Annotated in this window: 20 protein-coding genes; 12 read left to right on the top strand and 8 right to left on the bottom strand. The window is 42.6% G+C overall.

Annotated elements, in window-relative coordinates; translation table 11 throughout:
* Nucleotides 1–19 precede the first annotated feature (19 nt).
* The 5 genes from B5D59_RS05060 (at nt 20) to B5D59_RS05080 (ending at nt 6183) form a co-directional block, all read left to right on the top strand.
* On the top strand, nt 20–517 hold the full coding sequence (locus B5D59_RS05060; protein ID WP_078817130.1) for a TRAP transporter small permease: 498 nt from the start codon (nt 20–22) through the stop codon (nt 515–517).
* 22 nt (nt 518–539) lie between these two features.
* Nucleotides 540–1808, top strand: coding sequence for a TRAP transporter large permease (locus B5D59_RS05065; RefSeq protein ID WP_078817131.1), 1269 nt, complete (start codon nt 540–542; stop codon nt 1806–1808).
* 428 nt (nt 1809–2236) lie between these two features.
* Nucleotides 2237–3349: a CdaR family transcriptional regulator gene (locus B5D59_RS05070; RefSeq protein ID WP_078817132.1), complete on the top strand. Its 1113-nt coding sequence runs from the start codon at nt 2237–2239 to the stop codon at nt 3347–3349.
* Nucleotides 3350–3459: 110 nt separating this feature from the next.
* The gene (gene glcD, locus B5D59_RS05075) at nt 3460–4845 is read left to right on the top strand and encodes a glycolate oxidase subunit GlcD (RefSeq protein WP_078817133.1); all 1386 of its coding nucleotides are present in this window, start codon (nt 3460–3462) and stop codon (nt 4843–4845) included.
* A 15-nt stretch (nt 4846–4860) separates the two neighbouring features.
* Nucleotides 4861–6183 (top strand): (Fe-S)-binding protein, encoded by a 1323-nt coding sequence (locus tag B5D59_RS05080; RefSeq protein WP_078817134.1) that lies wholly within the window; start codon nt 4861–4863, stop codon nt 6181–6183.
* Nucleotides 6184–6433: 250 nt separating this feature from the next.
* Here the strand turns inward: B5D59_RS05080 and B5D59_RS05085 are convergent, their stop codons facing one another.
* From B5D59_RS05085 to B5D59_RS05095, 3 genes are all read right to left on the bottom strand, one after another.
* Complete coding sequence (locus tag B5D59_RS05085; protein ID WP_078817135.1) at nt 6434–6970, bottom strand: chromate transporter; 537 nt, start codon at nt 6968–6970, stop codon at nt 6434–6436.
* Between the two features lie 25 nt (nt 6971–6995).
* The gene (locus tag B5D59_RS05090) at nt 6996–7559 is read right to left on the bottom strand and encodes a chromate transporter (RefSeq protein WP_245799457.1); all 564 of its coding nucleotides are present in this window, start codon (nt 7557–7559) and stop codon (nt 6996–6998) included.
* A gap of 612 nt (nt 7560–8171) precedes the next feature.
* Nucleotides 8172–9152 carry a hypothetical protein gene (locus B5D59_RS05095; RefSeq protein ID WP_078817137.1) on the bottom strand — a complete coding sequence of 327 codons (981 nt, stop codon included), beginning with the start codon at nt 9150–9152 and terminating at the stop codon, nt 8172–8174.
* A gap of 253 nt (nt 9153–9405) precedes the next feature.
* On the opposite strand from B5D59_RS05095, the gene B5D59_RS05100 reads away from it, so the two are divergent.
* Genes B5D59_RS05100 through B5D59_RS05110 form a run of 3 tightly spaced genes read left to right on the top strand, consistent with a single transcriptional unit; the run spans nt 9406 to nt 13620 of the window.
* On the top strand, nt 9406–10548 hold the full coding sequence (locus B5D59_RS05100) for an iron-containing alcohol dehydrogenase (protein ID WP_078817138.1): 1143 nt from the start codon (nt 9406–9408) through the stop codon (nt 10546–10548).
* A gap of 5 nt (nt 10549–10553) precedes the next feature.
* Complete coding sequence (locus tag B5D59_RS05105) at nt 10554–12191, top strand: ATP-binding protein (protein WP_078817139.1); 1638 nt, start codon at nt 10554–10556, stop codon at nt 12189–12191.
* 4 nt (nt 12192–12195) lie between these two features.
* The gene (locus B5D59_RS05110) at nt 12196–13620 is read left to right on the top strand and encodes a sigma-54-dependent transcriptional regulator (RefSeq protein ID WP_078817361.1); all 1425 of its coding nucleotides are present in this window, start codon (nt 12196–12198) and stop codon (nt 13618–13620) included.
* Between the two features lie 101 nt (nt 13621–13721).
* On the opposite strand, the gene adhP is transcribed toward B5D59_RS05110, so the two are convergent.
* The 5 genes from adhP to B5D59_RS05135 form a co-directional block, all read right to left on the bottom strand.
* Complete coding sequence (gene adhP / locus B5D59_RS05115) at nt 13722–14735, bottom strand: alcohol dehydrogenase AdhP (protein WP_078817362.1); 1014 nt, start codon at nt 14733–14735, stop codon at nt 13722–13724.
* Between the two features lie 305 nt (nt 14736–15040).
* Complete coding sequence (locus B5D59_RS05120) at nt 15041–16195, bottom strand: iron-containing alcohol dehydrogenase (RefSeq protein WP_078817140.1); 1155 nt, start codon at nt 16193–16195, stop codon at nt 15041–15043.
* A gap of 41 nt (nt 16196–16236) precedes the next feature.
* Entirely contained in the window at nt 16237–17697 is a 1461-nt protein-coding gene (locus B5D59_RS05125; RefSeq protein WP_078817141.1) for a CoA-acylating methylmalonate-semialdehyde dehydrogenase, read from the bottom strand.
* Nucleotides 17698–17716: 19 nt separating this feature from the next.
* Nucleotides 17717–18892, bottom strand: a complete 1176-nt coding sequence (locus tag B5D59_RS05130; protein WP_078817142.1) for an iron-containing alcohol dehydrogenase — start codon at nt 18890–18892, stop codon at nt 17717–17719.
* A 127-nt stretch (nt 18893–19019) separates the two neighbouring features.
* Nucleotides 19020–20753 (bottom strand): sigma-54-dependent Fis family transcriptional regulator, encoded by a 1734-nt coding sequence (locus B5D59_RS05135; protein WP_078817143.1) that lies wholly within the window; start codon nt 20751–20753, stop codon nt 19020–19022.
* A 487-nt stretch (nt 20754–21240) separates the two neighbouring features.
* On the opposite strand from B5D59_RS05135, the gene B5D59_RS05140 reads away from it, so the two are divergent.
* From B5D59_RS05140 to B5D59_RS05155, 4 genes are read left to right on the top strand one after another with little or no spacing between them, the layout of a single operon-like run.
* Nucleotides 21241–22227 carry a LacI family DNA-binding transcriptional regulator gene (locus B5D59_RS05140; RefSeq protein WP_342746523.1) on the top strand — a complete coding sequence of 329 codons (987 nt, stop codon included), beginning with the start codon at nt 21241–21243 and terminating at the stop codon, nt 22225–22227.
* On the top strand, nt 22227–23114 hold the full coding sequence (gene rbsK, locus B5D59_RS05145) for a ribokinase (RefSeq protein WP_078817145.1): 888 nt from the start codon (nt 22227–22229) through the stop codon (nt 23112–23114). Before B5D59_RS05140 ends, rbsK begins: the two co-directional genes overlap by 1 nt.
* On the top strand, nt 23111–23500 hold the full coding sequence (gene rbsD, locus B5D59_RS05150; protein WP_078817146.1) for a D-ribose pyranase: 390 nt from the start codon (nt 23111–23113) through the stop codon (nt 23498–23500). Before rbsK ends, rbsD begins: the two co-directional genes overlap by 4 nt.
* A 16-nt stretch (nt 23501–23516) precedes the next feature.
* On the top strand, nt 23517–25013 hold the full coding sequence (locus B5D59_RS05155; protein WP_078817147.1) for a sugar ABC transporter ATP-binding protein: 1497 nt from the start codon (nt 23517–23519) through the stop codon (nt 25011–25013).

The following is a 25013-nucleotide window of genomic DNA, read 5'->3' on the forward strand; positions in this document are numbered from 1 at the left end:
CCTAGTTAAGGAGGAGTATATGGATAACAATAAATTGCTGGATCACATTCTTCGGTTCGATAAAAAGTTTGCCATTTTTATTAAATCACTATGCATCCTATTATTGTCTGCAATTGTTGTAATTATCTCGATATCAATTTTCACCAGATTTATCATGTTTACCCCTCTTAACTTTTCTGATTCGCTTGCAACCTATTTACTCGTCTGGTTATCTTTCTTAGGCATGGGTTTAGCCTTTCGAGAAGGCGAGCATATTTCAGTAGATATGTTTGTTAATAAATTGAAAGGCAAAGGCAAAAAGACGGTATTAATCGTATCGGATGTTCTGATTTCAGTATTCCTAATCGTCATCATTTGTAATGGAGTTATTTTTGCAATGAACGGTAGCGAATCATATGACCATATTGTATTCGGTATGAGTATGACAATTCCTTACCTCTCGGTGGCAATCGGATCGTTGTATGCCTTAATCCAATTAAATCTAATTACCTTAGTAAAAGTATTGGAGGTAGATTAAACTGACAGGCATATTCGTTGTGATGTTGTTGTTCTTTCTGCTGATTGCACTGGGAATTCCTATTGCTTTCGCCTTAGGTTTAACTGGCGTTATTGCCTTTATATTAACAGGAGACCCACTAGAACTGTTTGTGCAACGGATGTTTACGGGGCTTGACTCATTTACGCTGGTTGCTATTCCTTTATTTATTCTAGCTGGTGAACTTATGGATGGTTCGGGGATTTTAATTAGGCTGTTGAACCTCGCGAGACTCTTTGTCGGAAGGATCAAAGGCGGATTATTATATGTCACAACCCTTGCAACTATGTTTTTTGGTGGTGTTAACGGTTCAGCTGTGGCAGATGCGAGTGCAGTAGGCTCCATGTTAATTCCCACAATAGACAAAGAGTATAAAGATCCGGAATTGGCTGCAGCTATTACTGCAAGTGGAGCAATTGTCGGACCGATTATCCCCCCCAGTTTGCCCATGTTGATCTATGCATTTTCTGCAGCAAACGTGTCGGTGGCCGCTCTGTTTTTAGCAGGTATTATCCCTGGAATATTGTTAGCCCTTGGTATGATGATAGTCACCTTCTTCATAGCGAGAAAAAGAAACTTTCCGTCAGATAAGAAAAAATACACTATTTCAGAGGTATTAAGAATTCTTCGGGGAGCCCTTGTTGCCGCCGTACTACCTATCATTATGGTAGTAGGAATTGTAGCGGGTATTGTAACCCCAACTGAAGCAGGCTGTGTAGGAGTGATTTACGCACTTGCAGTCGGCTTTCTTATCACTAAGGAATTAACTCTCAAAAAACTACACGATGCGTTAGGAAGAACAGTCATGGTATCTACAATTGTGATGATATTGATCTCTGTCGGAAACAGTATCACGTGGTGGATTACCATACAAGGAGTACCGAATGCGATCAGTACATTGTTGCAAAATACCACTCAAAATGCGGTCGTATTCTTGATGTTAATGTTCATCATTTATTTAATAGTAGGGTTTTTCATAGAACAGTCCGCGGCTATTATTATGTTCGTTCCGGTGTTTGCACCGCTTGCTATGAGTTACGGGATTGATCCGGTCCATTTTGGGTTATTCACATGCTTAGTATTGGCACTCGGATTAATCACTCCACCAGTCGGAATTTGTGTATTTATTACGAGCAGTATTGCAAAGATCCCTATTGAAAGAGGTTTTAAAGCAAGTGTGCCGTATATGCTTTCCGTAACGGCCGTCATTATTCTGGTTACGATCTTCCCGCAAATTTACATGTGGTTGCCGAATTTACTCTTGAGTATATAGTTGCGAAAAGATTACTGTCGTTAGTTTAACGGACATGCGATGTGAGGGAAGAATGCCCTCATTATTGATGCTAAAACTTTATATCGAATTCACTCCGGTAAGCCTGTCATCCACATACTTACCAGGTTAAAGATTGATGAACATCAAAGCGGGCATCATGAACAGTTGACTTACATGATACCCGCTCACAAAAAAAGAAGGCTCCTGCCGGCATAACTTACTCCGCCGCATACCTGCACTGGTTATGTTCTTCAACAAACAGCCCTACTTGCGCCCCCCTCCACTTTTCTCACCAGACCCACATAACAATACAGTCAGCAGAATGAAAATAAACATTACGCAATAGATTCTGTTGAAGAAATTGTAATACAATATAGTCAAGTGTTTCGTATAACCATAACAAAACATCTAGAAAAGGGGTTGTGCAGTTGAGTATTCATGATATCGCCAATAAGATCATCCAAGTAATGGAAAGTCTTATTGATGAACAAATTATTATATGTGATACGAATGGAATCATTATAGCAAGTACTGATTTGACCAGATTGGGCAATTATCATGAAGGAGCAGCTCAAGTCATTAAAAGTAAGGAGCCTATTATCATATCAAAGCAACTGGTCCCTCAATTGGAGGGAGTTAAGACAGGAGTCAACTTGCCAATCTTTTTTAATAAGTCTATTCTTGGCGTAGTGGGTATAACAGGGGAGACCGAGAAAGTTCGGCCGTTCGGAGAAATCGTTAGGAAGATGACGGAACTGTTAATAAATGAAAATTATTATAGCGAACAAATTGAATTTGAACATCGATCGGTTGAGAATTTTTTATTCGATGTCCTTAACAGTAGACAAATTGATCATTTTGCCAAAGATCGTGCGGAAACAATTGGCATCAGATTAGATGGAAAGAAGCAGGTTATCTTGCTGTCGCTCAATCAAGTCGACTCTGCCATTCAAAAAGAAGTCTGGCAATACATAAAAGGGTTGATTCCAGAGAAGGATTTGCTGATTCGTTGGGGAAATAATCGATTGTTTTGGATGCATACGCTTACGACAGCAGACCAGATTAATGAATCGTATGTAAAAGCCCTGCAAACAGAGTGTGAGAACAATTTTTCAATAGAAATCATTGTCGGTGTCGGCGATTCTGTAAATATAACTGATTTGAACTTATCATACGAACAAGCTAGGATGGCTACTAAATACAATAAAATCCATGAAGTCATCTCGTATTACAGAGACCTGCAGCTTGAGTTATGCCTGCAGGAGATTTCGGATGTAACAAAGAAAGAATTTATAACGCGGACGATTGGAAACTTAGTTGAACAGCGGCAATTGGTCCATACTCTTACGGTTTTTCTGGAAGAAGAACTGTCTATTCAGAAGACGGCTGAGCGATTATTCATCCATGTTAATACATTGCATTATCGGTTAACAAAGATTTACCAGTTAACGGGACTTGATCCGAAACGGTTCAAAGATTTGACCAGCCTTTATTTAGCACTGACTTTTTTGGAGGAACATACAATAACTGATGGAAATTAACGAGATGCTTCGTACTACAACACATAGTAAACGCTATGTGTTTTTTTATATGATTATAAGTAGGTGGAATAGTTGGACAATATTATAATGTAGACAGGAGAAGGATGACTATGAACGAATCGCTTATTCAGCAGTTGAAACAAATCGTTGGAGATAAAAATGTAGAGACCTCTAAAATGTCACTGCACTCTTACAGTTATGATGCAACCCCAAATTTTCAACACTCTCCGGATGTCGTAGTAGCCCCAAACAATACAGGAGAGATATCCGCAATTTTAAAGATTTGCAATGAACATAAAATACCGGTGACCCCAAGAGGGTCCGGAACGAACTTAAGTGCAGGGACTACGCCGTTACATGGTGGTGTGGTTTTACTGTTTAAGCACATGAATCAAATCCTGGAAATCGATGAAGAAAACTTAACGGTCACTGTGCAGCCAGGAGTCATAACTAAGAATTTAATTGATAAAGTGGAAGCCAAAGGGCTTTTGTATCCTCCCGATCCAAGTTCGATGAACATTTCCACAATTGGGGGCAATATTAATGAAAATTCGGGTGGGTTGAGAGGGTTAAAATATGGGGTGACGCATGATTACGTGCTCGGTTTAACGCTCGTTTTGCCTAACGGAGATATTTTACAAACCGGCGGGAAATTAGCTAAAGATGTTGCTGGGTATGATTTGACGAGTTTATTTATCGGTTCTGAAGGAACACTTGGCGTCATTACGGAAGCAATCCTTAAATTAGTCCCCTTACCGGAATATAAGAAGACCATGCTGGCAACTTATCAAGATATAGATAATGCGGCACGGACAGTTTCCGCAATAATTGCGAATAAAATCATTCCGGCAACTCTCGAATTTATGGACCAGGCCACCATTGAAGTAGTGGAAGAATACAATCAGATTGGGCTCCCTACAGACGCTAAGGCAATTTTATTAATAGAGCAGGATGGATCACGGGAAACAGTAGATAAAGATATTGAAAAAATTGAAGCCATCTGCAAAAAATTTAATGCTGTGTCAGTAAGCGTTGCGAAAGATGAAGAGGAGGCGGATTCTTTAAGGACAGCAAGAAGATCTACATTGTCTACGATCGCTCGCTTACGGCCGACTACGTTCTTGGAAGATGCCACAGTTCCAAGATCTCAAGTCGCGACTATGGTGAAAGAAATTAATAGGATTGCCCTGAAGTATAATATTAAAATTTGTACATTTGGTCATGCGGGAGATGGGAATCTCCATCCGACAGTTCCAACAGACGTTCGAAATAAAGAAGAGTTCCATCGTGTGGAAATGGCGTTTGCGGAGATTTTCGAGAAGGCGGTCGAACTTGGCGGTACGATTACAGGGGAACATGGAGTAGGTGCCATGAAAGCTCCGTTTCTGAAATTAAAGTTGGGCGAGGAAGGGATTCGTGCCATGAAGGTGATCAAACAAGGGTTTGATCCTCATAATATAATGAATCCCGGCAAACTGTTTATTGAGCAAATGTGAGAGGAGGGAAGACATATGGATGCGTTAGTAAAGAAAAGAATTCAAGCAGACTTTCAGGAGAGAATGAATCAGGATGAGCTAGAGAACTGTATGCGGTGTGGTTTTTGCTTACCTTCCTGTCCGACATATATTCAATCGGGCTACGATGAGACCCAATCTCCCCGAGGTCGAATTGCTTTGATGAAAGGCATAGTGATGGGCGATATTGAACCTGACGGGAATATTGAGCAGACGTTGAATGAATGTCTTGGATGCAGAGCGTGTGAACCTGCCTGTCCTGCTGGCGTTAATTATGGCCAGCTACTCGAGGAAGCGAGAGATATTTTCAGTAAACATAAACCATATAAACTGTCTACGAGAATTATACGAAAGACTGTATTTGATAACTTATTTCCATATCAAGGACGTATGGAAAATTTGACTTCACTTCTTGGTCTATATCAAAAGTCAGGTTTACAGAAACTAACTAGAACTATAGGTTTTATGAAACTGTTCCCAGAATCACTGGCCACAATGGAAAAAGTGTTGCCTGAAGCTCCAAGACAAAAAGAGATGAAAACACGTCCAGCATATTATAAAAGCCTTAATTCAACAATAGCGACTGTTGCATTTTTCAAGGGTTGCTTAATGGATACGATGTTTATGGAGACGAATAAGGCGACAATCGAACTGCTACAAAAAGTGGGGTGTGAAATTGCGGTACCCGATACGCAAAATTGCTGCGGAGCCTTGCATGGCCATGCTGGGGAGAAAATGAAGGCTAAGGAATTGGCGAAAAAAAATATTATAGCATTTGAAAAGGTACAAGCGGATTTTATTATTACCAATGCGGGCGGCTGCGGAGCTTTTTTGCACGATTACTACCATCTATTGGAAGATGATCCCGAATGGGCGGAACGGGCCGCGAGTTTTGCCGCGAAAATTAAGGACATTACAGCCATTCTTGTAGAGTTAGGGTTTCATCAATTACCTCTTACGTTACCTGCACAAGTCGTAACGTATCAAGATTCCTGCCATTTACGTAATGTGCAAAAAACATTCGAGCAGCCAAGGCTATTGTTAAAATCTATTGGAGGAATAGAATATGCAGAGATGAAGAATGCCGATAGATGCTGCGGTTCTGCCGGAATTTATAATCTTGTCCATACTGAGCTATCTATGAAGCACCTTGACTATAAAATGGAGCAAGTACAAGACACAGCAGCAACGACTATTGTTACTACAAACCCCGGCTGTTTACTTCAGATGAAGCTAGGCATCGAACGAGAAGGATTGTCGGGGGAAGTGCGCGCTGTGCATATTGTAGATTTACTACTAGAGGCAGTGAGTGATCGGTAAGAGTCTGTGAAATAGTAATTACATGCAAAAAAGGAATGAGATAATACAATGAGCCTCAAAAGGTAGAAATAAATTCGGATCTGGTTCTCCAATTGCATGATGTAAATACTGAAAAACCGCCGAAAATGGCCGACTTTTGTGGAAACAACCCGAGTGTATCCGTAATGAAAAAGGGAAAATCGAGTTGTATTCACGGAAAGCATGGCATTTTTGGCGGTTTATAAATTTTAGGAACTGTATGAAGTAGCTACTAGAAGAAAATAATCCCGACGACTCCTGCTGTCAGGATCACAACAGCAGGGTGGATAGAAAATTTAATTAAGGCAAGAAGGGATAAACCGAAAATGGCCAGTAAACTAATAGAATGAGGAGAGAATGTTCCTACCAACTCATTAGAGATGGCGAATTTGATAGCTGAGTAAACAATCAGCCCTACGATGATTGGACGCAAACCGTAAAATGCAGATTGGACTGTATGATGTTTATTCGCCTTATTAAAAAATATTGAGATAATTAAAATAATGATCAGAGAAGGTAAAACCATACCTAACGCCGATACAATGGCGCCTAGAAATCCTGCAGTCTGGTAACCGACAAAGATGGCGCTGTTCGTGGCAATGGGGCCCGGCGACATCCCGGCAATGGCTATAATGTCGGTAAACTCCTGTATCGTCATCCAATCATGTTCAGTAACTTCCAGTTCAATTACAGGGATCATTGCATAGCCACCGCCAAAGGAAATTAGTCCAATAGTAAAAAATGTTTTGAATAACTCAAATAAAATCATGTTGCACAATCACCAGCCCTTTTTATTATTTTTCAAGTAGGATGTCGTGACCTAACTTTATTTTTACTTTGATTAAAATAATACCGGCAATAGCCCCTGAAACTATAATAAGAACTGGATGAAGATTAAAGAAAAAAAGTATTCCAACAGTAAAGGATGCCGTAACGAGTGTAGTTTTATCAACAATAGCCATTTGACCAATTTTATAAGCGGCAAACGTGATTAATGCAACAATAGCCGGCCGAATGCCTTCAAAAGCGGCTTCCATATGAGGGTTTTTCTTGAAATACAAATAGAATACACTTAAGCTGATCACAATTAAAAATGTGGGAATGAGCACACCGGCCATTGCAACAATCGCTCCCGGGATACGGGCGATGCGATATCCGATAAATGTGGCGGAGTTAATTGCAATCGCTCCAGGAACAGATTCGGCTACCGCAAAAATATCTGCCACCTCACTAGTTTTTATCCATTGTTTCTTGGTAACTACTTCTCTTTCTATGAGAGGAATCATTGCATAGCCCCCCCCGAAAGTCACCGGTCCAATTTTAAGGAAAGTGTAGAAAATATCCCATAGCAACTTCAAATTGGTACTCATTATTTCATCTCCTTCATCTCTTTTTTATTAAGATGTATTAAGATGTATTATAACATACATAAAACTTTTGTGGTTTGGAATTAGAGTGAAAATTCATTAAGTCGGTAAATTTAATAGTTATGATTTGTAGTTCTTTCTTTCTTTCTTTCTTTCCTGAATATACTCAAGCAAAAAATGTAACAGATTTTATTAAGGTCGCCAGTCACGCAGAGGCAGAGCATTATACAAATTCAGACGTTTCTATTGTCAGGATTGGCGACCGTATTCATCCGTTAAATCCAAGTCATAACAGAGTAATTCTGCGACGACTAAAAAGTGCAATCCGGTGATTGGGGATATTATTGTATAGCGGGACAATATGCACATTACAGGTATTATTTGAAGTCACTGGATACTGCTTTGAAAAGACCTTTGAAGCAGGCGCCCACAGATAACGGGAGTGCAAAACAATGAAACCATAAACGAAAAAAACAGCTGACTATCCATCAGGATGGTCGGCTGTTTTCTACTTAGAGGAAGCAATCAATTCCTTACCCATGCTGTAGTATTTGATAATAGGCTATTAATTGACTGCTTCTCTTGTTGATAGTAAGGAAAGTTCTACACCTTAGTGCGTTTGGTAGGCGACCTACCTTTTTGTCCCCGTTTCCAAAGAAGATACATAAGCACGCTTAGGAGAATTACCAAAATTATCGAAACCGTTATAATGGTGACTGTGTCAGCCGCCAAGATGAAAAAAATATCTTGTGGATCAATTTCTTTTGCAAACACTTGGTATGGGTTTTCCGTGTTATAAATGATTGGCATTTCCTTCTGATACTTATGGTAGGTATGCCATGTGACTCCTTTGGCGATAAATATGCTGTCTTGGTTATCTGGTTTATACATCAAGGAAAGATAGTACTCGTGGTCCCCGTGTAAAGAGGAATTCCAGTCCACATCGCGGTCGATGATGAGCGCCGTCGCTTCCGCGTGATGGGTGCCGAAAAACTTTTCATAGCCGTTTTCCCATACGTTTTTCCATTCCGTCAGCGAGAAGAGAAGAATAATCCCGATAATTCCAAAAAAGATGAAAGAGAAAAGAAGATTGCCAGTCTTATTTATAAATGATCGTTTACCAATTTGCCTGACAAACTGTTGAATCGAATTTATTTTCATAAACCAATACACTAGATAGCCTACTGGATACAGACTAAAGAATGTCAATAATAGATAGAACCAGCGCTCTTCTTCCTTCAACAGTTCTTCCGTATAAAACTTTCCATCAGCCGAATACCCAGCAATGGCGTCTCCAACGTCCACTTGCTCAAATAATTCCTGGTCGATTCTGATGATCGATGAATTGTATTTTGTAGGCACACTGCTTTCTGGCAAGGCTGCCAATTGTACTGAAAAATGCGGACCTTGCAACAGATCAAGAACTACGTATTTCCGAAAGATCTGTTTTTCCGTCGGATGTTGACTTACCTCTTCCATGAACTCCTGATGCTCTTGCCAATTTCCATAGTTTACGATAATCAAAAATATAAATGCTGCAAACGCTATAAACTTAAGACCGTGTTTTTCCCATTTTTGCTTCATCTCTGTCTCCTTTCATTAAGAAAAGTATAACGAGTGCTAGACGCTAGGACAAATATATATGAGCACCGCAACATTGCATTTAAGGTAATAGGCTCACACAATTCATTCATTAAAATTGGGATACCAGTTATGATGGATCGAGTTTCGTCAACTTAATGGTAGGATCCAGCTCTTGGCAGGATTACAATAGTTAACTTCTAGAAAATGATGTTATAATAGATGGAATAGTAAAACAAATAAGAGGTGTTTCAATATGTTCAAATTCGTTATGCCGGAAGTCATTTTTGGAAGCGGTTCCATCAAACAAGTCGGCGAAAGTTGTGTACGCCTTGGTGCTCGCAACGTGCTGATCGTGACAGATCAGGGAGTAATCGATGCGGGCTGGTTGAAAAGTGTTGAAGAACGTTGTCAGGAAGCGGGGCTCGCTTTCGTACTTTTTTCTAATATCAGTGTGAACCCCAAAGAGACAGAAGCCGAAATGTGTGCAAAAGTTTATCGTGACAATGAATGCGATGCGTTCATCGGAGTCGGTGGCGGCAGTGCCATAGATATTGCAAAGGCGGCAGCCATACTGGTGACGAATGGTGGACAAGTCCGCGATTATGAAGGGGTAGACCGCATCACAAAACCACTTCCTCCATTAGTTATGGTGTCGACAACAGCTGGCTCAGGTTCCGAAGTATCTCAATTTTCCGTCATCGTGGATAGCGAACGGCATATAAAAATGACCATCGTTTCAAAGTCTTTAGTGCCGGATATCGCGATTATCGATCCCGATGTACTGGCGACAAAAAGTGCTCGTCTTACCGCTTCCACTGGGCTTGATGTGTTGACACATGCTATTGAATCATTCGTCAGCATTGCCGCTACACCGCTAACCGATGTTCATGCGAAAAATGCCATCATGTTGTCCTCGCAATTTCTCAGACCATCTGTTGCATCACGGTTTAACATGGAAGCAAAAGAAAAGATGGCGATGGCAAGTCTTCACGCCGGACTCGCTTTTTCCAACGCAATCCTCGGCGCTGCACATGCGATGGCGCATACTATAGGCGGCCGTTATCTTTTTTTACACGGTGATATCAATGCTGTTCTGCTTCCTCATGTTATGGAGTTTAACGCGTTGGCTGCACCGGAAAAATTCAGGACGATTGCTGAGTTGATGGGTGAAAATGTGAGTTCACTTTGTGTATCGGAGGCCTGTGAAAAAGCGGTCAGTCATGTAAGAAAACTTGCGGTTGATATAGGTGCGCCGCTTACATTATCAGAAATGGGTTTTGAAGAATCAGCCATTCCTGTCATTAGCGAAATAGCGCTTCTGGATGCTTGTATGATTACCAACCCTCGTGATATTTCAGCTGATGAAGTGGCGTTCCTTCTGCGGCAGGCGTTGTAGGTGCTATGATGAAAAGACACGAAATGATTGATTTATTGACAGGGGTACAGTCATCCAAACACAATTATTATTCCGAGCTGAAGTCCACTGTGGACCAACTGAAAAAAAAAAACAGCCAACTTGAAATGATCAATGAAGTGATGAGGAGTTTCACAATTAATTTCTCGGTAGAGAATATGTTGGAAAATACATTTGCCAAATTAAAAACTGTATATCCGATTGATCTTCTCGGTGTCGCGCTTGTAGCAGATACTAAAATCGTTCGGTCCTATATTTATCCGGAACATGTCATCTCTCAGGGGGAAAATACACTTTTTCGAGGTGAAGACTCCTTAGACCAGAATTTCTTTACAACAGGAGACTACTCGGTTTATCACAAAAATGAACATGCTTCTTTCTTTGAAGAAAAAGGAATCCAGCATCTTGCATTAGCTTCTATGCATCTTTTTCCATTAAAGAGCAACGGCAAAATGATTGGAGTTCTGTCGTTTGCAAGCCGATCATATTTTCAGTGTGATGAAGATGACCTTTCTTTCTTTTTTCATTTTGCAGACCAAATAGCGGTTTGCATGGAAAATGCGCGGCTTTATGGTGAGGTTCTTGCTGGAAAACAGCGATGGGAAGAGACCTTCCGAGCCGTGTCTGACACGATTTTAATCATAGCTCCTGACGGCACCATCTTATCGAGAAATGATGCGGCGCGAATGGATTGGTCGCTTGGCATCGGCGAGAATATCAGTGAATTCATGGAACAAACAACCGGGTCTGCGGAAAACCCTTTTCAACTGACGATTCAAACAAAAAAACCGCAATCTGCCGAACTGCATCATGATAATAAAATTTATGATTGTTCATGCTATCCGCTTTTGGGACTGGATGACTCCATTGATGCAGTCATTGTCTATCGTAAAGACGTAACAGAAAAGCGCAGGATGGAAATGCAACTCATGCATTCCGGACAGCTGGCGGCAATTGGAGAGATGGCTGCCGGGGTTGCACACGAACTGAACAATCCGCTGACCGCAATCATTGGAAACACGCAACTTCTGCTTCGGACCCAATCTGCTAATGAACAAATGAAGCCATTGCTAGAAGACATCGATCAGTGCGGGAAAAGATGCCGTACGATTATCCGCAGTCTGCTTGTGTTTTCGCGTCAGGAGATTCCAACCTTTAAACAGTGTTCGTTAAATGATGCTGTCAATGAAGCGCTCAGTCTGACCCGCAGGCAAATTGAACAAAACCATATTTCAATTGACGTGGTGCTTGCTCCTGATCTACCGTACGTAAACGGTAACTCACAACAGCTGGTTCAAGTCGCTGTCAACTTGCTGATGAATGCAAAAGATGCGCTGACAATGACATCTGCAGAGGAAAAAAAGATTTTAATTCGGACGGAGTTATTGGAAGGCTCGGCAGTTTTATCAATTACAGATAACGGGGTAGGTATCGCGAAGGAAGTGCTTGATGACATCTTTCATCCCTTTTTCACGACGAAGGATGCAGACAGTGGGACGGGTCTCGGATTATCCGTCAGCTTCGGAATTTCGCAAGCTCATGGTGGAATTTTATCTGCCAGATCAGAAGAGAGCAGTGGGACAACATTTTCTCTTGCACTTCCATTAAATGAAGAAAGGCAGTGAAATCTTGGAACATATTTTAATTGTAGAAGATGAAATCGAACTTGGCCGATTTTTATCACGTCTCATTGAATTAAAAGGTTTCCGGACAACACATGTGAAAAGTGGAAAGGAATTTGACGAAATTACGGACTTCTCGCTGTTTACACTCGCGTTTATAGATGTCCGTCTTCCGGATCGAAATGGCATAGACGTATTGAAGGCAATGAAAATGCAAGCTCCGCATTGCCCGTGTGTAGTTATGACCGGATACAGCACGGTCAAAATCGCTGTAGATGCTATAAAACATGGTGCGGCCGATTTTATAGAAAAACCGTTTGAAGATATTAATTTAATCGACCAATTGATCGACCGTCTTCTTGCAAATCCGCAATTTGACGTCGGAGAAGAAGCTGAATTCAAGAGGATCGCTCGGGAATTGGGTTGTTTCCTTGGGACTAGTCGCTCGATGCATCAGTTGTATGAGCTTGCCTATAAAATTGCGCCTAAGCAAGTTACAGTTTTAATAGAGGGCGAAACAGGAACCGGTAAAGAAGTGCTGACAAAGTTTATCCATGCAGCAAGCCGACGTGCTGCCGGGTCGCTGCTAAATATTAACTGCGGTGCCCTTTCCGAAACAATCTTGGAAAGTGAATTATTCGGCCACGTGAAAGGCGCATTCACTGGTGCCATGACAGACCGGGCCGGATATTTTGAGGCTGCTTCATCAGGTACTCTTTTTCTTGATGAGATCGCTGAAGCCTCCTTATCAACACAAGTAAAACTGTTACGAGTTCTCGAAACGGGCGAGTTTATCAAAATTGGCGGAACGAAAACGGAGCGTACTTCTGCCCGAATCATTGCTGCATCTCATGTCAACCTTGATGAAGCTGTACAACGCGGCGCCTTTAGAGAAGATTTATTATTCCGGCTGGATGTTGTTAAACTGAACATTCCTCCGCTCCGTGAACGTAGGGAAGATATCCCGTTATTAATCGACTTATTCATCGAGCAATCTGGTGAAACAATCACTTTTTCTCCAGACGCATTAGAACTGCTGCAACAACACGATTGGCCGGGAAATATGCGTGAACTATCCAACCTGATCCGCAGAACAGCTGCTATCGTAAAAGAAGGGGCTATCATCACACCAGACTTACTGCCAGATCGGATCATAGGAAAAAAGAAATCTTTTCCGATTGCCGCTTCGGTTGAACCAGTCCGTTTCCCCGACGAGTGGAATGACTTTTCAAAAAAAGTAATGAATATTTATAATGGGTCAGAACAACAGTCTCTTGACGATGTTCTGTCTCTTATGAAAACGATGGAAAAACGAACGGCAACTGCACTTATAAAAAAATCGCTCCACGAAACGGCCGGAAATCGTAAAGAAACAGCCCAAAAGCTTGGCGTAACTACAAGAAAGCTCCGTTATTATTTGAATGAAACATGAAAAAGAGGGGGATTCTTCTAGTCCTATATTGACTTAGAGAATCCCCCTATTTAATTAGCTTATTTTTAGTTATCTACTTATAGTAAGAAAGAGCGTTTCGATCAATCAAATGTTAAAACGATTCTTCCGTTAATTTCACCTTTTTCCATTTTATCTAGAATCGAATTGACATTGGAAAGCGGAGCAGTTTCAATCTGTGCTTTTACTTTGCCGCGTGCAGCAAAATCAAGCGCTTCTTTCATATCAATACGAGTACCGACGATGGAACCTTTTACAGTAACTCCATTTAAAACTGTGTTAAAAATCGGAATTGGGAGTTCATCATGCGGCAGTCCGACTACAACGAGTGAGCCTCCGCGTTTGACAGAATGATATGCTTGTTCGAATGCAACTTTCGTCACAGCGACACTGATAGCTGCCTGGACACCGCCAACTTGTGATTGAATCGCTTCAGCTGGATCCTCTTTTTTACCATTTACCGTTACATCGGCTCCTAGTTTCTTAGCGAGTTCCAGTTTTTCATCCGCAATATCGACCGCTACAACGTTGAAGCCCATCGCCTTTGCGTATTGCAGTGCGACATGCCCAAGTCCTCCGATTCCATAAATCGCTACCCAATCACCAGGCTTTGCACCGGATACTTTCAACGCTTTATAAGTTGTCACTCCTGCACAGAGGATCGGCGCTGCATCGACAGAACTTAGACTTTCAGGGATTTTGGCCACGTAATCCGCTGCTGCCAGACAATATTCTGCATATGCGCCATCAACGGAATAACCGCCATTCTCCTGATTGTGGCAAAGCGTCTCCTGTCCTTTCAGGCAATAGTCGCATTCCCCGCATGCGGAATACAGCCAAGGAATCCCGACACGATCTCCAACTTTAACAGCTGTCACGCCCGGTCCGATTTTCTCCACGACGCCAACACCTTCATGCCCAGGGATGAGTGGAAGTTTCGGTTTAACAGGCCAATCACCATTGACTGCATGTAAATCAGTATGGCACACACCACAAGCTTCAATTTTTACAAGCGCCTGACCAGGTCCCGGTTTCGGTTTTGGTACATCCTGAAGTTCCAACTCTTGTTGGAATTCGCTTACAATTGCTGCTTTCATAAGTGTTTCTGAATTTTTTTCTTGTTCTTTTCCACTAACGACTGGTGCCTTCATAAATGATTCCTCCCTTTTTGTATTCATCTTCTTATAGTGCAAGATGCGTGCCAACTTGGAAAACTGGTAATTATCGTGTTTTTTGAATAGGACAACCGATAAGACGGCAGATGGAGCCGGTTTTTCGGCTAAGGTGGACAGGAAAACGGCTGGAGGAGGGGAATCATGAAATTTAACTAGACGGAAAAAAAGGTTATTGCAGAAAGTCGATGTAACCGACTATCCACAATAACCTCTGTAGCCAGACTGTTTCAGTAGGCTGCTTTAAAAATACCGATAATATCTTTTTCGGTGCCTTGAATCGGGTTGCTTCCGGCGTTTCCGTCTTCTAGAGCAAGTCTCGCCATTAATTCGAAGTCTGATGACTTCACACCGAGTACTTGAAGATTGCTTGGAATATTGACGTCTTTCGATAGGTTTTTGATAGCTTCTATTGCTTTAAATGCGGCATCCCGTTTTGAGATTCCTTCGATGTTTTCTCCCATGAATTCCGCGATGTTTGCGAACTTTTCCAGGTCTGAAATCATGTTGTATTCCAGTACATGCGGCAGCAAGACAGCGTTTGCTATGCCGTGTGGAATATCGTATAGACCGCCTAATTGGTGTGCCATGGCATGGACGTAGCCTAATCCTGCATTATTGAACGCCATGCCGGCGAGCAGGGAGGCGTTTGTCATATTGTCCCGGGCAATCATATTGCGTCCATTGGCTACTGCCTGTCTTAAGTTGTCGGAAATAAGTTTTATGGCTTGAATGGCCATAGAGTCCGTGACGGCATTAGCTCCAAGCGATATATACGATTCAATTGCGTGGGTTAAAGCATCCATTCCGGTTGCTGCTGTTAAGCTTGCTGGTTTATCAATCATTAGCTCAGGGTCGTTTATAGATACGAGTGGTGTATTTCTCCAGCTCACAATAACATATTTTATTTTCTTTTCAACATTCGTGATGACGCAATGGCGTGTAACTTCACTGCCTGTTCCTGCGGTTGTATTGACACAGACAATAGGGGGCAGTGGATGTTGCAGTTTTTCGATACCTGCATAGTTTTCATATAAATCGCCGTCATGCGTTGCGGCAATACCTATCCCTTTTCCGCAGTCATGTGCACTGCCTCCGCCCACTGTGATAATCAGATCGCATTCTTTTTCTTGGTACTCTTTCAAACCGTCGTAAATATTATAATCTTTAGGATTTGGTTCTACTCCGTCAAAATAGGCGACATTGATTCCGACCTTATTCAATGAGTTGACGACTTTGGTAACAGGTCCATTTTCCAGTCCTTTTAGAAATTTATCTGTTACAATTAAAGCCTTTTTACCGCCCAGTATTTCACAGCGTTCACCAACTACCTCAACTGAACCATTTCCGAAAAAGTTTACGGTCGGTGCGAAAAAGTCATACATGTTACGTCCTCCTTTAGTTGTTTTTTAGTATAGTACTTCTCTTATTCCCAACGCCCAGTCATGACTTTCTTCCGTGTATAGAAGTTCACACCATCTTTCCCGTTGGTGTGCAGGTCGCCGTAAAACGAATCCTTCCAACCTGAGAAAGGGAAGAAAGCCATCGGCGCCGGTACACCGATATTTACTCCGAGCATTCCGGCATCAATATTTTCGCGGAATGTACGGACATGACCGCCGTCTCTAGTGAAAATACAAGCGCCGTTAGCAAACATGGATTGATTTGATAATTCAATAGCTTCATCCAAGTTTTTGACTCGGCTAATCGATAAGACAGGAGCGAATATCTCGTCTTGCCAAATTTTCATCTCACTCGTCACGTGATCGAAAATTGTCGGCCCGACAAAATAGCCTTTTTCTTGAGCTGCGTTGTCTAGACGACCGTCACGAATCAATGTAGCACCTTCTTTTTCCCCAGTCGCAATGTATTGTTCCGTACGCTCTTTATGCGTATCTCGGATGACTGGACCCAGAAATATGCCTTCATCTAATCCATTTCCAATTGTCAGTTCATTTGCCCGATCGAGTAATGTTTCAACGAATTCGTCTGCGATTTCGTCTTCAACCGCCACTACCGAACACGCCATGCAACGTTCGCCTGCTGAGCCGAATGCTGCATTGATAATTTGATTGGCGGCGTTTTCCAAGTTGGCGTCTTTAAGAACGATGGAGTGGTTTTTCGCCCCAGCTAGAGCTTGAACACGCTTCAGATTATCGGTTCCTCGCTTATACACGTATTCAGCAACAGGCTGGGACCCGACAAACGAAATGGCTGCAATCTTTTTATGGTCCAAGATTCCATTCACCACGTCATGTGCCCCGTGGACGATATTAAATACACCTTTTGGTAAGCCAGCTTCCTCCAGCAGTTCAGCCAATCGGTTTGCCAGCAGCGGCGTACGTTCAGAGGGCTTCAATACAAATGTATTCCCCGTGGCAATCGCCATCGGAAACATCCAACATGGAACCATCATGGGGAAGTTGAACGGTGTGATTCCACCGACGACACCGACCGGATAGCGGTAAGTTCCCGATTCCAGACCTGTCGAGATGGATGGTAAATTGTCACCCATCATTAACGTAGGAGCACCTGCCGCAAATTCCACGCATTCGATACCACGAAGAACTTCCCCATGTGCTTCCGTAAAGTTTTTACCATTTTCAACTGTTATTATCCGAGCGAGCTCTTCCCAATGCTCCACTAGCAATTGTTGATACTTGAATAGAATTCGAGCACGGCGGGGTACAGGAACTTCCTTCCAGGTGACGAATGCTTCGCTTGCAACTTGGACTGCAGAGTCTAAATCCTCTTTTGTGGAAATCGGAACATTGGCGATGACTTCACCTGTCGCAGGGTTGTAGACCTCTTCTTTTTTATCAGTTGTAGCCGATACCCATTCACCGTTAATATAGTTTTTTAGTGTCTCGATTTTTGTTATTGTCATCTTTATGACCTCCTATTTATTAAAACTGGTAGTCGTAGCAAACGTGGTAAAGACTCGCGATATTTTCTTCAGTCGGCACTTTTGGATTATTGCCGGGACTTCCGCTATCCACAGCGTCTTTTGACATTTTGTTGATAACGCTTACAAATTCTTTTCGAGGGATTCCCCATTTTTCCAGGTTAGGGATGTTCAATGAATTGCATAAATCTTTGATACACTGAACGGCAAATTCGGCTGCATCTTCGTTTGTGAATTGCTTGGCTTTGGGTGAAAATATTCCTCCAATGTCTGCGAGTCTATCAATACATGAATCCTTGCTATACTCTAATATAGCAGGCAAAAGCATCGCATTTGAAAAGCCATGTGGTACATCAAATAGTGCCCCGATTGGCCTGGACATGCCATGTACCAGGCATACAGAAGCATTTGAAAATGCGCTTCCTGCCTGTAATGCAGCAAGGGACATACCTGCTCTTGCTTCAAGATTTTGTCCCTCCGTGTAGGCTTTGTAGAGATTTTCGGAAATTAGTTTGATAGCTGATAGGGCCATCATATCTGTCATCGGATGAGCCTTTTTAGAGATATACGCTTCGATCGCATGACTCAGTGCGTCTACTCCCGTGGCGGCTGTCACATTCTGTGGTGAGGAGAGAGTTAATAAAGGATCAACAATCGCAACATTTGGCATAAAGGCAGGCTGTTTAATCATCATTTTTACTTGAGTAGTTGAATTTGTAATGACAGTAACATCTGTTGCTTCTGAACCTGTTCCAGCAGTTGTTGGAATTGCAATATGAGGTATGGGTGTTTGGTCGGCTATTTTTTGCTGTCCCATATAATCTCCGATATACCCTCCGTTGGCAGCCAGTACCGCGACCGCTTTCCCAGTATCGATACAACTTCCGCCTCCTAATGAAATAATGAGGTCGCATTGTTGATGTTGAAAAAGTTGTAGCGAGTTCTCTACATATTGATCTGTAGGCTCTGAAGCCACCCCGAGAAAAACAATACTGTCGACGGAGTTACTGGATAAATATTTTTGGCAATCTTCAATATAACCTAGTTTTTCCATCACATGGTCGCTGATGATTAACGCTTTTTTACCATGTAAGGAAGCTTTTTCACCAACTTGCTTAAAAGAATCTTGTAGATAAAGTATAGTCGGTGGCATTTGAAAAGTTTTACTAGTTCCCATTGCTTCAACTCCTTTTTGTTCTATAACTCTGTTAGAACCTTCAGTGAATTCAAAACAGGTAATAAAAAAGTGTAGCTGATTAGCTACACTTTTTATTGATGACTTGAGTGTAGCACTGAGGCTACACTCAAGTCAAGATGTTAAATTTTCTTAATTTTTTATACAAAGTTGTTCTATGGATGCCCAGTAACTCTGCAGTACGTGACTTATTCCCATCCGTTTGATCCAATAAGTCTAAAATAATTCTTTTTTCCTCTGAATCTTGTTTTTCTCTCATGCTTTCTAATGTGGCAACGCTTTGCTCGTTCAAGATGCTTTGTGGCAAGTCGGTCTGCTCGATGATTTCGGAAGGAACTCTCTTAACCAAGTCCTCTATGACGTCGATTAATTCCTCAATGTTACCGATCCAATGGTGGTTCATTAAATAGGTTACGGCAGATGGTGAAAAGGATTTTTCCGGAATTTTATACGCAAAACAAATTTCACGCATGAAGTGTGACAATAAGAAAGGGATATCCTCTTTTCTTTCGTGAAGTGGCGGAATGATGAGTTGTAATGGATTTAATTGTGCATACAACTCGGAACTGATATTATTCGTTTCTGCCAGTTCACTTAAATTACGTGTGGATGAGATGATCAGCTGAATGGGGAGGTCCACTGGTTTTTTTCGCAGGACATTTAGCAATTTCTTTTGAATAGCTATAGGCAGGAAGTCGATATCCTGCAAGTAGAGCGTGCCTTTTCTATCCCCTGAAAGTATGCCAGGCTCTCCATCTGGATTCCCAAAAAGTTGATCTTCTATTATGTGTGGTTCCTCATTCTTGCATGAAATGGAGATGAATGACTCCGCATTCCGTGAGCTTAGGTGATGAATACTTTCCGCAAATGCTTTTTTTCCGGTTCCATGTTCTCCAGTCAATAATACAACGACTTGTGTACGCGCAGCTGTCCGTGCTTTTCGTTTCAAATTAGAAATAGCTTCACTCGAGCCGATGATTTGATCGAAACTTGAGAGATTATCTAAGGAGGAAGGGGGTGATTCAGTATCCGACATGATCTTCTGAAGCTGCAGCCGTTCGTATATACGATAAATATCCGAAACGCCTTCGAAGATTAGCATACCGATTGCAGCTACCACTTTGCCATTCTTCCAAATAGGAATTCGGTGCACTACCATGTCTTGACCTTGAATATTCTGAAGAACCCCACGTTCAGGGATTCCTTTTTGAACCGTTTCATGCAGATTAGTGTTTTCGATCACGTCTGTGACATGCCTGCCAATCGCTTCTGTTCTCGGAACTCCAGTAAATTTACTATAAGCTGCATTAAATTCAATGATTATCCCATTTTCATCTACAACCGCCACACCTTCGTACGCTTTTTCCAAGATGACATCTAAAACGTCGGAAACTTTATCGTTCTTCACATAGCTCTCCATCAAAGCGGCAATCCCACTAAAGATTTCCTTGTATGTGATGAGGCCCGTCAGCACTCCGTGTTGATCCGTAATCAAAAATACATCCGTAGGGAGGGGAGCCAGATCGCTTAAAAGTGTGTTCTCTTCTATTTGTGCAACTTGCAGAGTAGGGAAGGTCTCAAGTAAATCATCGCCTTCATCGCCGTTAACGAAAGCTTCCATCACATCTTTAGGAGTCACGACGCCATATGGTTTATGATGCGGATCCACTATGGGAAGAAAGTCTAACTTAAGTTCTTTCATTACTTTCGCCGCTTCAAGTAAGGTCTTATTGGATTGAATAAAGGCTGGAGTTTCGACCATCCAATTCTGGACAGACATCCACTTCCTATCGTTTTCAAACTGAATAAGAATATCAACAAAAGATTCATCAAATTTATGCATAAGAGCCTCCGTTACCGATCAATTTTAAGTCTTCATCCACCCATTATAACGCATCCCTATGACAGTTGGTATCACGCCCTGTTACTGTTGAATCTTGTTGTCCATTGGTTGAAAAAATATCCTGTTGAAAAAACGTTATCAGGGTGACTTCATTTATATATTTAATTAGTTGCCATAGCGATAGAAAGGTGCGGTGCATGGCTGGTTTGGTTCGTTGCAACTGGACTAATGTGCGGTCGGGAAGAGTTTTGGTTCGATCCGGCATGACTTTGGTTCGTTCCTACGCTACTTTGGTTCGGTACCACCCGAGTTTGGTGCTTTACGCGGCTTCTTATTTTCAGAATACCTCCCGAGTTTTCTCCACCACAACCAGCTTCCATCTTTGTTCGTTTCCTCTATTGACATCAAAATTCCCAGTTGATATATTATGTGTAACCGGTACCACATTGTATGAATGTGGTACCGGTTACACAAGACCAGAATGAAGGTGGAATGGTTGGCGAATATACGGGATGTTGCCCAGAAGGCAGGAGTTTCAGTAGCGACTGTTTCACGTTATTTGAATAATAAGGGCTATATTAGTGAAGAAGCGAAACGTGTGATTTCAGCGGCGGTTGAGGAGCTGAATTATCGACCGAGTTTAGTGGCGCGTTCGCTAAATACAAAGCAAGCCATGTTTATCGGATTGATCGTGCCAGACATCGTCAATCCGTTTTTTCCTGAGTTGGCTCGTGCAATAGAAGACGTGGCGCTAGAGTATGACTACACCGTCGTTCTATGTAATTCGGATGAAAAGATTGAGAAGGAAATTCATTATCTTAATACGTTGCAGCAAAAATATGTTGCGGGATTCATAGTGGCGGCGAGTCATGCAGAAACCTCCCATTATACAGATTTGAATGTTCCAATCGTCGCCATTGACCGTCGGATCCATCCGTCAATTCCTTTGGTGGCGACAGATAATAGAGAAGGTGCGCGTATCGGGACGGAGCATTTACTGGCGAACGGTTGTCGGAAAATCCTTTGTATGAAAGGACCATCTGGATTAGGCCCGGCAGATGATCGTTTGATGGGTTTTATGGATGCAGTAGAAGGCAAAGATATAGAAATAGAGGTAGTGGAAAGTCCGTTCCAATTTGATGCGTCTGAGTCGATTGCACGGACTATTTTACAGCAACAGTCCATCGACGGTATTTTCGCGAGTAGTGATGTATCGGCGGCAGGCGCAATGAAAGCGGCCTATTCGCTAGGTATCTCTGTGCCGGATCAATTGCAAATTGTCGGATATGACGGCACGATGCTTGCAGGCCAGCTGACACCGAGTTTAACGACGGTGGCTCAGGACCTGTACCAGATTGGTGCGTTAGCATCCAGGATGCTCATTAAATTGATTGAAGGACAGGAACTGGAAGAGCGTGAAATTCAGATACAAGCTGAATTGATTATTCGAGGAACAACAAGGAGTGGAGCTTGATGATAACGGTGATCGGCAGTGCCAATATGGATTTAGTTGTTGGGACGGATAATTTCCCTACGCAGGGCGAGACAGTTCTCGGCGATATTTTTGATACAGTACCCGGAGGGAAAGGTGCGAATCAAGCGGTTGCGGCAGCAAGGCTTGGAAGCAGTGTCCATATGGTGTGCTGTGTAGGTGACGATATGTTCGGCAAGAGTATCGTAAGCAATTTGCAAAAGAATGAAGTCGATTGTACAGGAGTTGGCGTGGTAGACGGCGCTTCAGGGATCGCTAATATTTTATTGTCGGAAGGCGATAACCGGATCATCGTGGTGCCGGGTGCGAATTCATTGCTGACGCCGGCTCATATCGACGCGATGGACGAAGTCATCAAGAAAAGTAAAGTCGTTATGTTCCAGCTGGAGATTCCGATTCCAACCGTCATGTATGCACTGGAAAAATGCCGCGAATTCGGTGTGCCTGTTTTGATGAATCCGGCACCTGCCGGAGGATTCAAAGCGGAAATGTTGCCGTTCATTACGTATTTAACGCCAAATGAAACCGAGTGTGAACAGCTTTTCGGAGTCGATATGGTCGATGCGTTAGAGACGCATCCAAACCGATTGATTGTGACGCTCGGCAGTGAAGGGGCGCGTTATTTTGATGGGCAGCGACATGTGATCGTGGAAGGTTTCAAGACGAAAGCTGTTGACACGACAGGAGCAGGGGATACATTCAACGGTGCGCTTGCTCATGGCATCGTCGAAGGAATGGATCTTGAGCGAGCTGTTCGTTTCGCCAATGCAGCGGCTTCGCTGTCCGTGGAAAAGTTCGGTGCGCAAGGCGGAATGCCCGCTTCTGAAGAAGTGGAAAAACGTATGGAAGAAGGATCAGAAGTACAATGAAGAAAAACGGAATGATCAATCGTGAACTAGCGGCAGTGCTTGCGAGAATGGGACATACCGATCAATTGACGATCGCAGATTGCGGTCTTCCGATTCCTGAAGGCGTGCCTTGCATCGACTTGTCTTACAAGCTTGGAAAGCCGGGTTTCACAGAGATTTTATTCGAATTGCTGAAGGATTTTGAAGCGGAGAAAGTGTATATCGCGGAAGAAATGAAAGCCGAGAATATTGAGATATATGAAGAAATGGAACGAGTAGGAAGCCCGTTCACCGAGGTTTCTCACGAAGAACTAAAAGAATTGTCCAAACAGTCCAAGGTCATTATTCGTACAGGAGAAGCGACACCGTATGCGAATTGTATTTTGCAGTCAGGCGTCATATTCTGAAAGTGGGTGAGCAGAGATGATTGCGATGAGTGGAATTTCAAAAAGCTTTAATGGAAACAAAGTGTTGGAAGACGTCCAATTTGAAGTGAAAAAAGGCGAAATCCATGCGCTCATGGGTGAGAACGGAGCAGGTAAATCCACAATGATGAAGATTTTGACCGGCATTTATTCGCGTGATGCGGGAGAAGTGTGGGTCAAAGGAGAGAAAGTGGAGTTCAAGAACGCAAAAGAAGCAGAAGAAGCGGGCATTGCGGTCATTCACCAAGAGCTAAATATTCTACCGGACTTGACGGTGGCGGAAAACTTTTATTTAGGTAATGAGCAGACGTTTGGCAAGAGCGGTATCTTAAAGACGAAAGAAATGAACCGGCAAGCTGAAGAGATTTTATCCAAATTGGGACTCGATATCGATGCACGTACGGTCACGCGCGAGCTTTCTGTCGGTAAACAGCAGATTATCGAGATCGCAAAGGCAGTTTCATCCAATGCAGAAGTGATTATCATGGATGAGCCGACTGCTGCTTTGACCGATCGAGAAATCGAAACGTTATTTGCGACGGTTCGTTCATTGCAGGCACAAGGAGTGTCGTTCGTTTATATTTCGCATAGGATGGAAGAAATTTTTGCGATGTGTGATCGAATCACGATTTTACGGGACGGCCAGTATGTCGGTGTACGGAAAATTAAAGAAACGACATTTGAAGAAATTGTGCAAATGATGGTAGGCCGGGAATTAGGGGAACGGTTCCCTAAACGGTCACATGATATCGGCGATGTCAAGATGAAAGTGGAAGGTTTGACGCATGACGGATTTTTCGAAGATGTGTCGTTCGAAGTGCGCAAAGGTGAAATTCTAGGCATTGCAGGTTTGATGGGTGCAGGCAGAACAGAAGTCATCCAATCCATATTCGGGTATAGGAAACTGACTTCCGGCCAGATTTTTATTGACGGCAAACCGGTAACAATCTCAAATCCTTTGCAGGCAAAAAAGCTTGGCATTGGATACGTCACAGAAGACCGGAAATCAGAAGGACTGATTTTGGATTTCTCTGTAAGGGACAATATGAGTTTGACGAATTTTGATCGCATTTCCCAATCGGCAATTATCCGGAAGGGGAAAGAAAATGCGCTTTACGATATGATGTCGAAACGGTTGCGCGTTCGAACATCCGGTCCTGAACAGGCAGTGAAGTCGTTGAGTGGCGGCAATCAGCAAAAAGTCGTCATTGCGAAATGGTTGGGGATCGAGCCGGATATTTTGTTTTTGGATGAACCGACAAGAGGTGTGGATGTCGGAGCAAAGAAAGAAATTTACAGCATTATTAATGAATTAGCTGAACGGGGAGTGGCGATCGTAATGATTTCATCTGAATTGCCGGAGGTCATCGGTATGGCGGATCGCGTCTTGGTCATGCATGAAGGTCAGTTGATGGCGGACATTCCGAAAGAGGACATGACACAAGAACGGATTATGCATTTTGCAACAGGAGGTGACAAAGTTGTCCAAGCCTAA

Origin of the sequence: Sporosarcina newyorkensis (assembly GCF_900167515.1) — a bacterium.
Classification (GTDB): Bacteria; Bacillota; Bacilli; order Bacillales_A; family Planococcaceae; genus Sporosarcina; species Sporosarcina newyorkensis.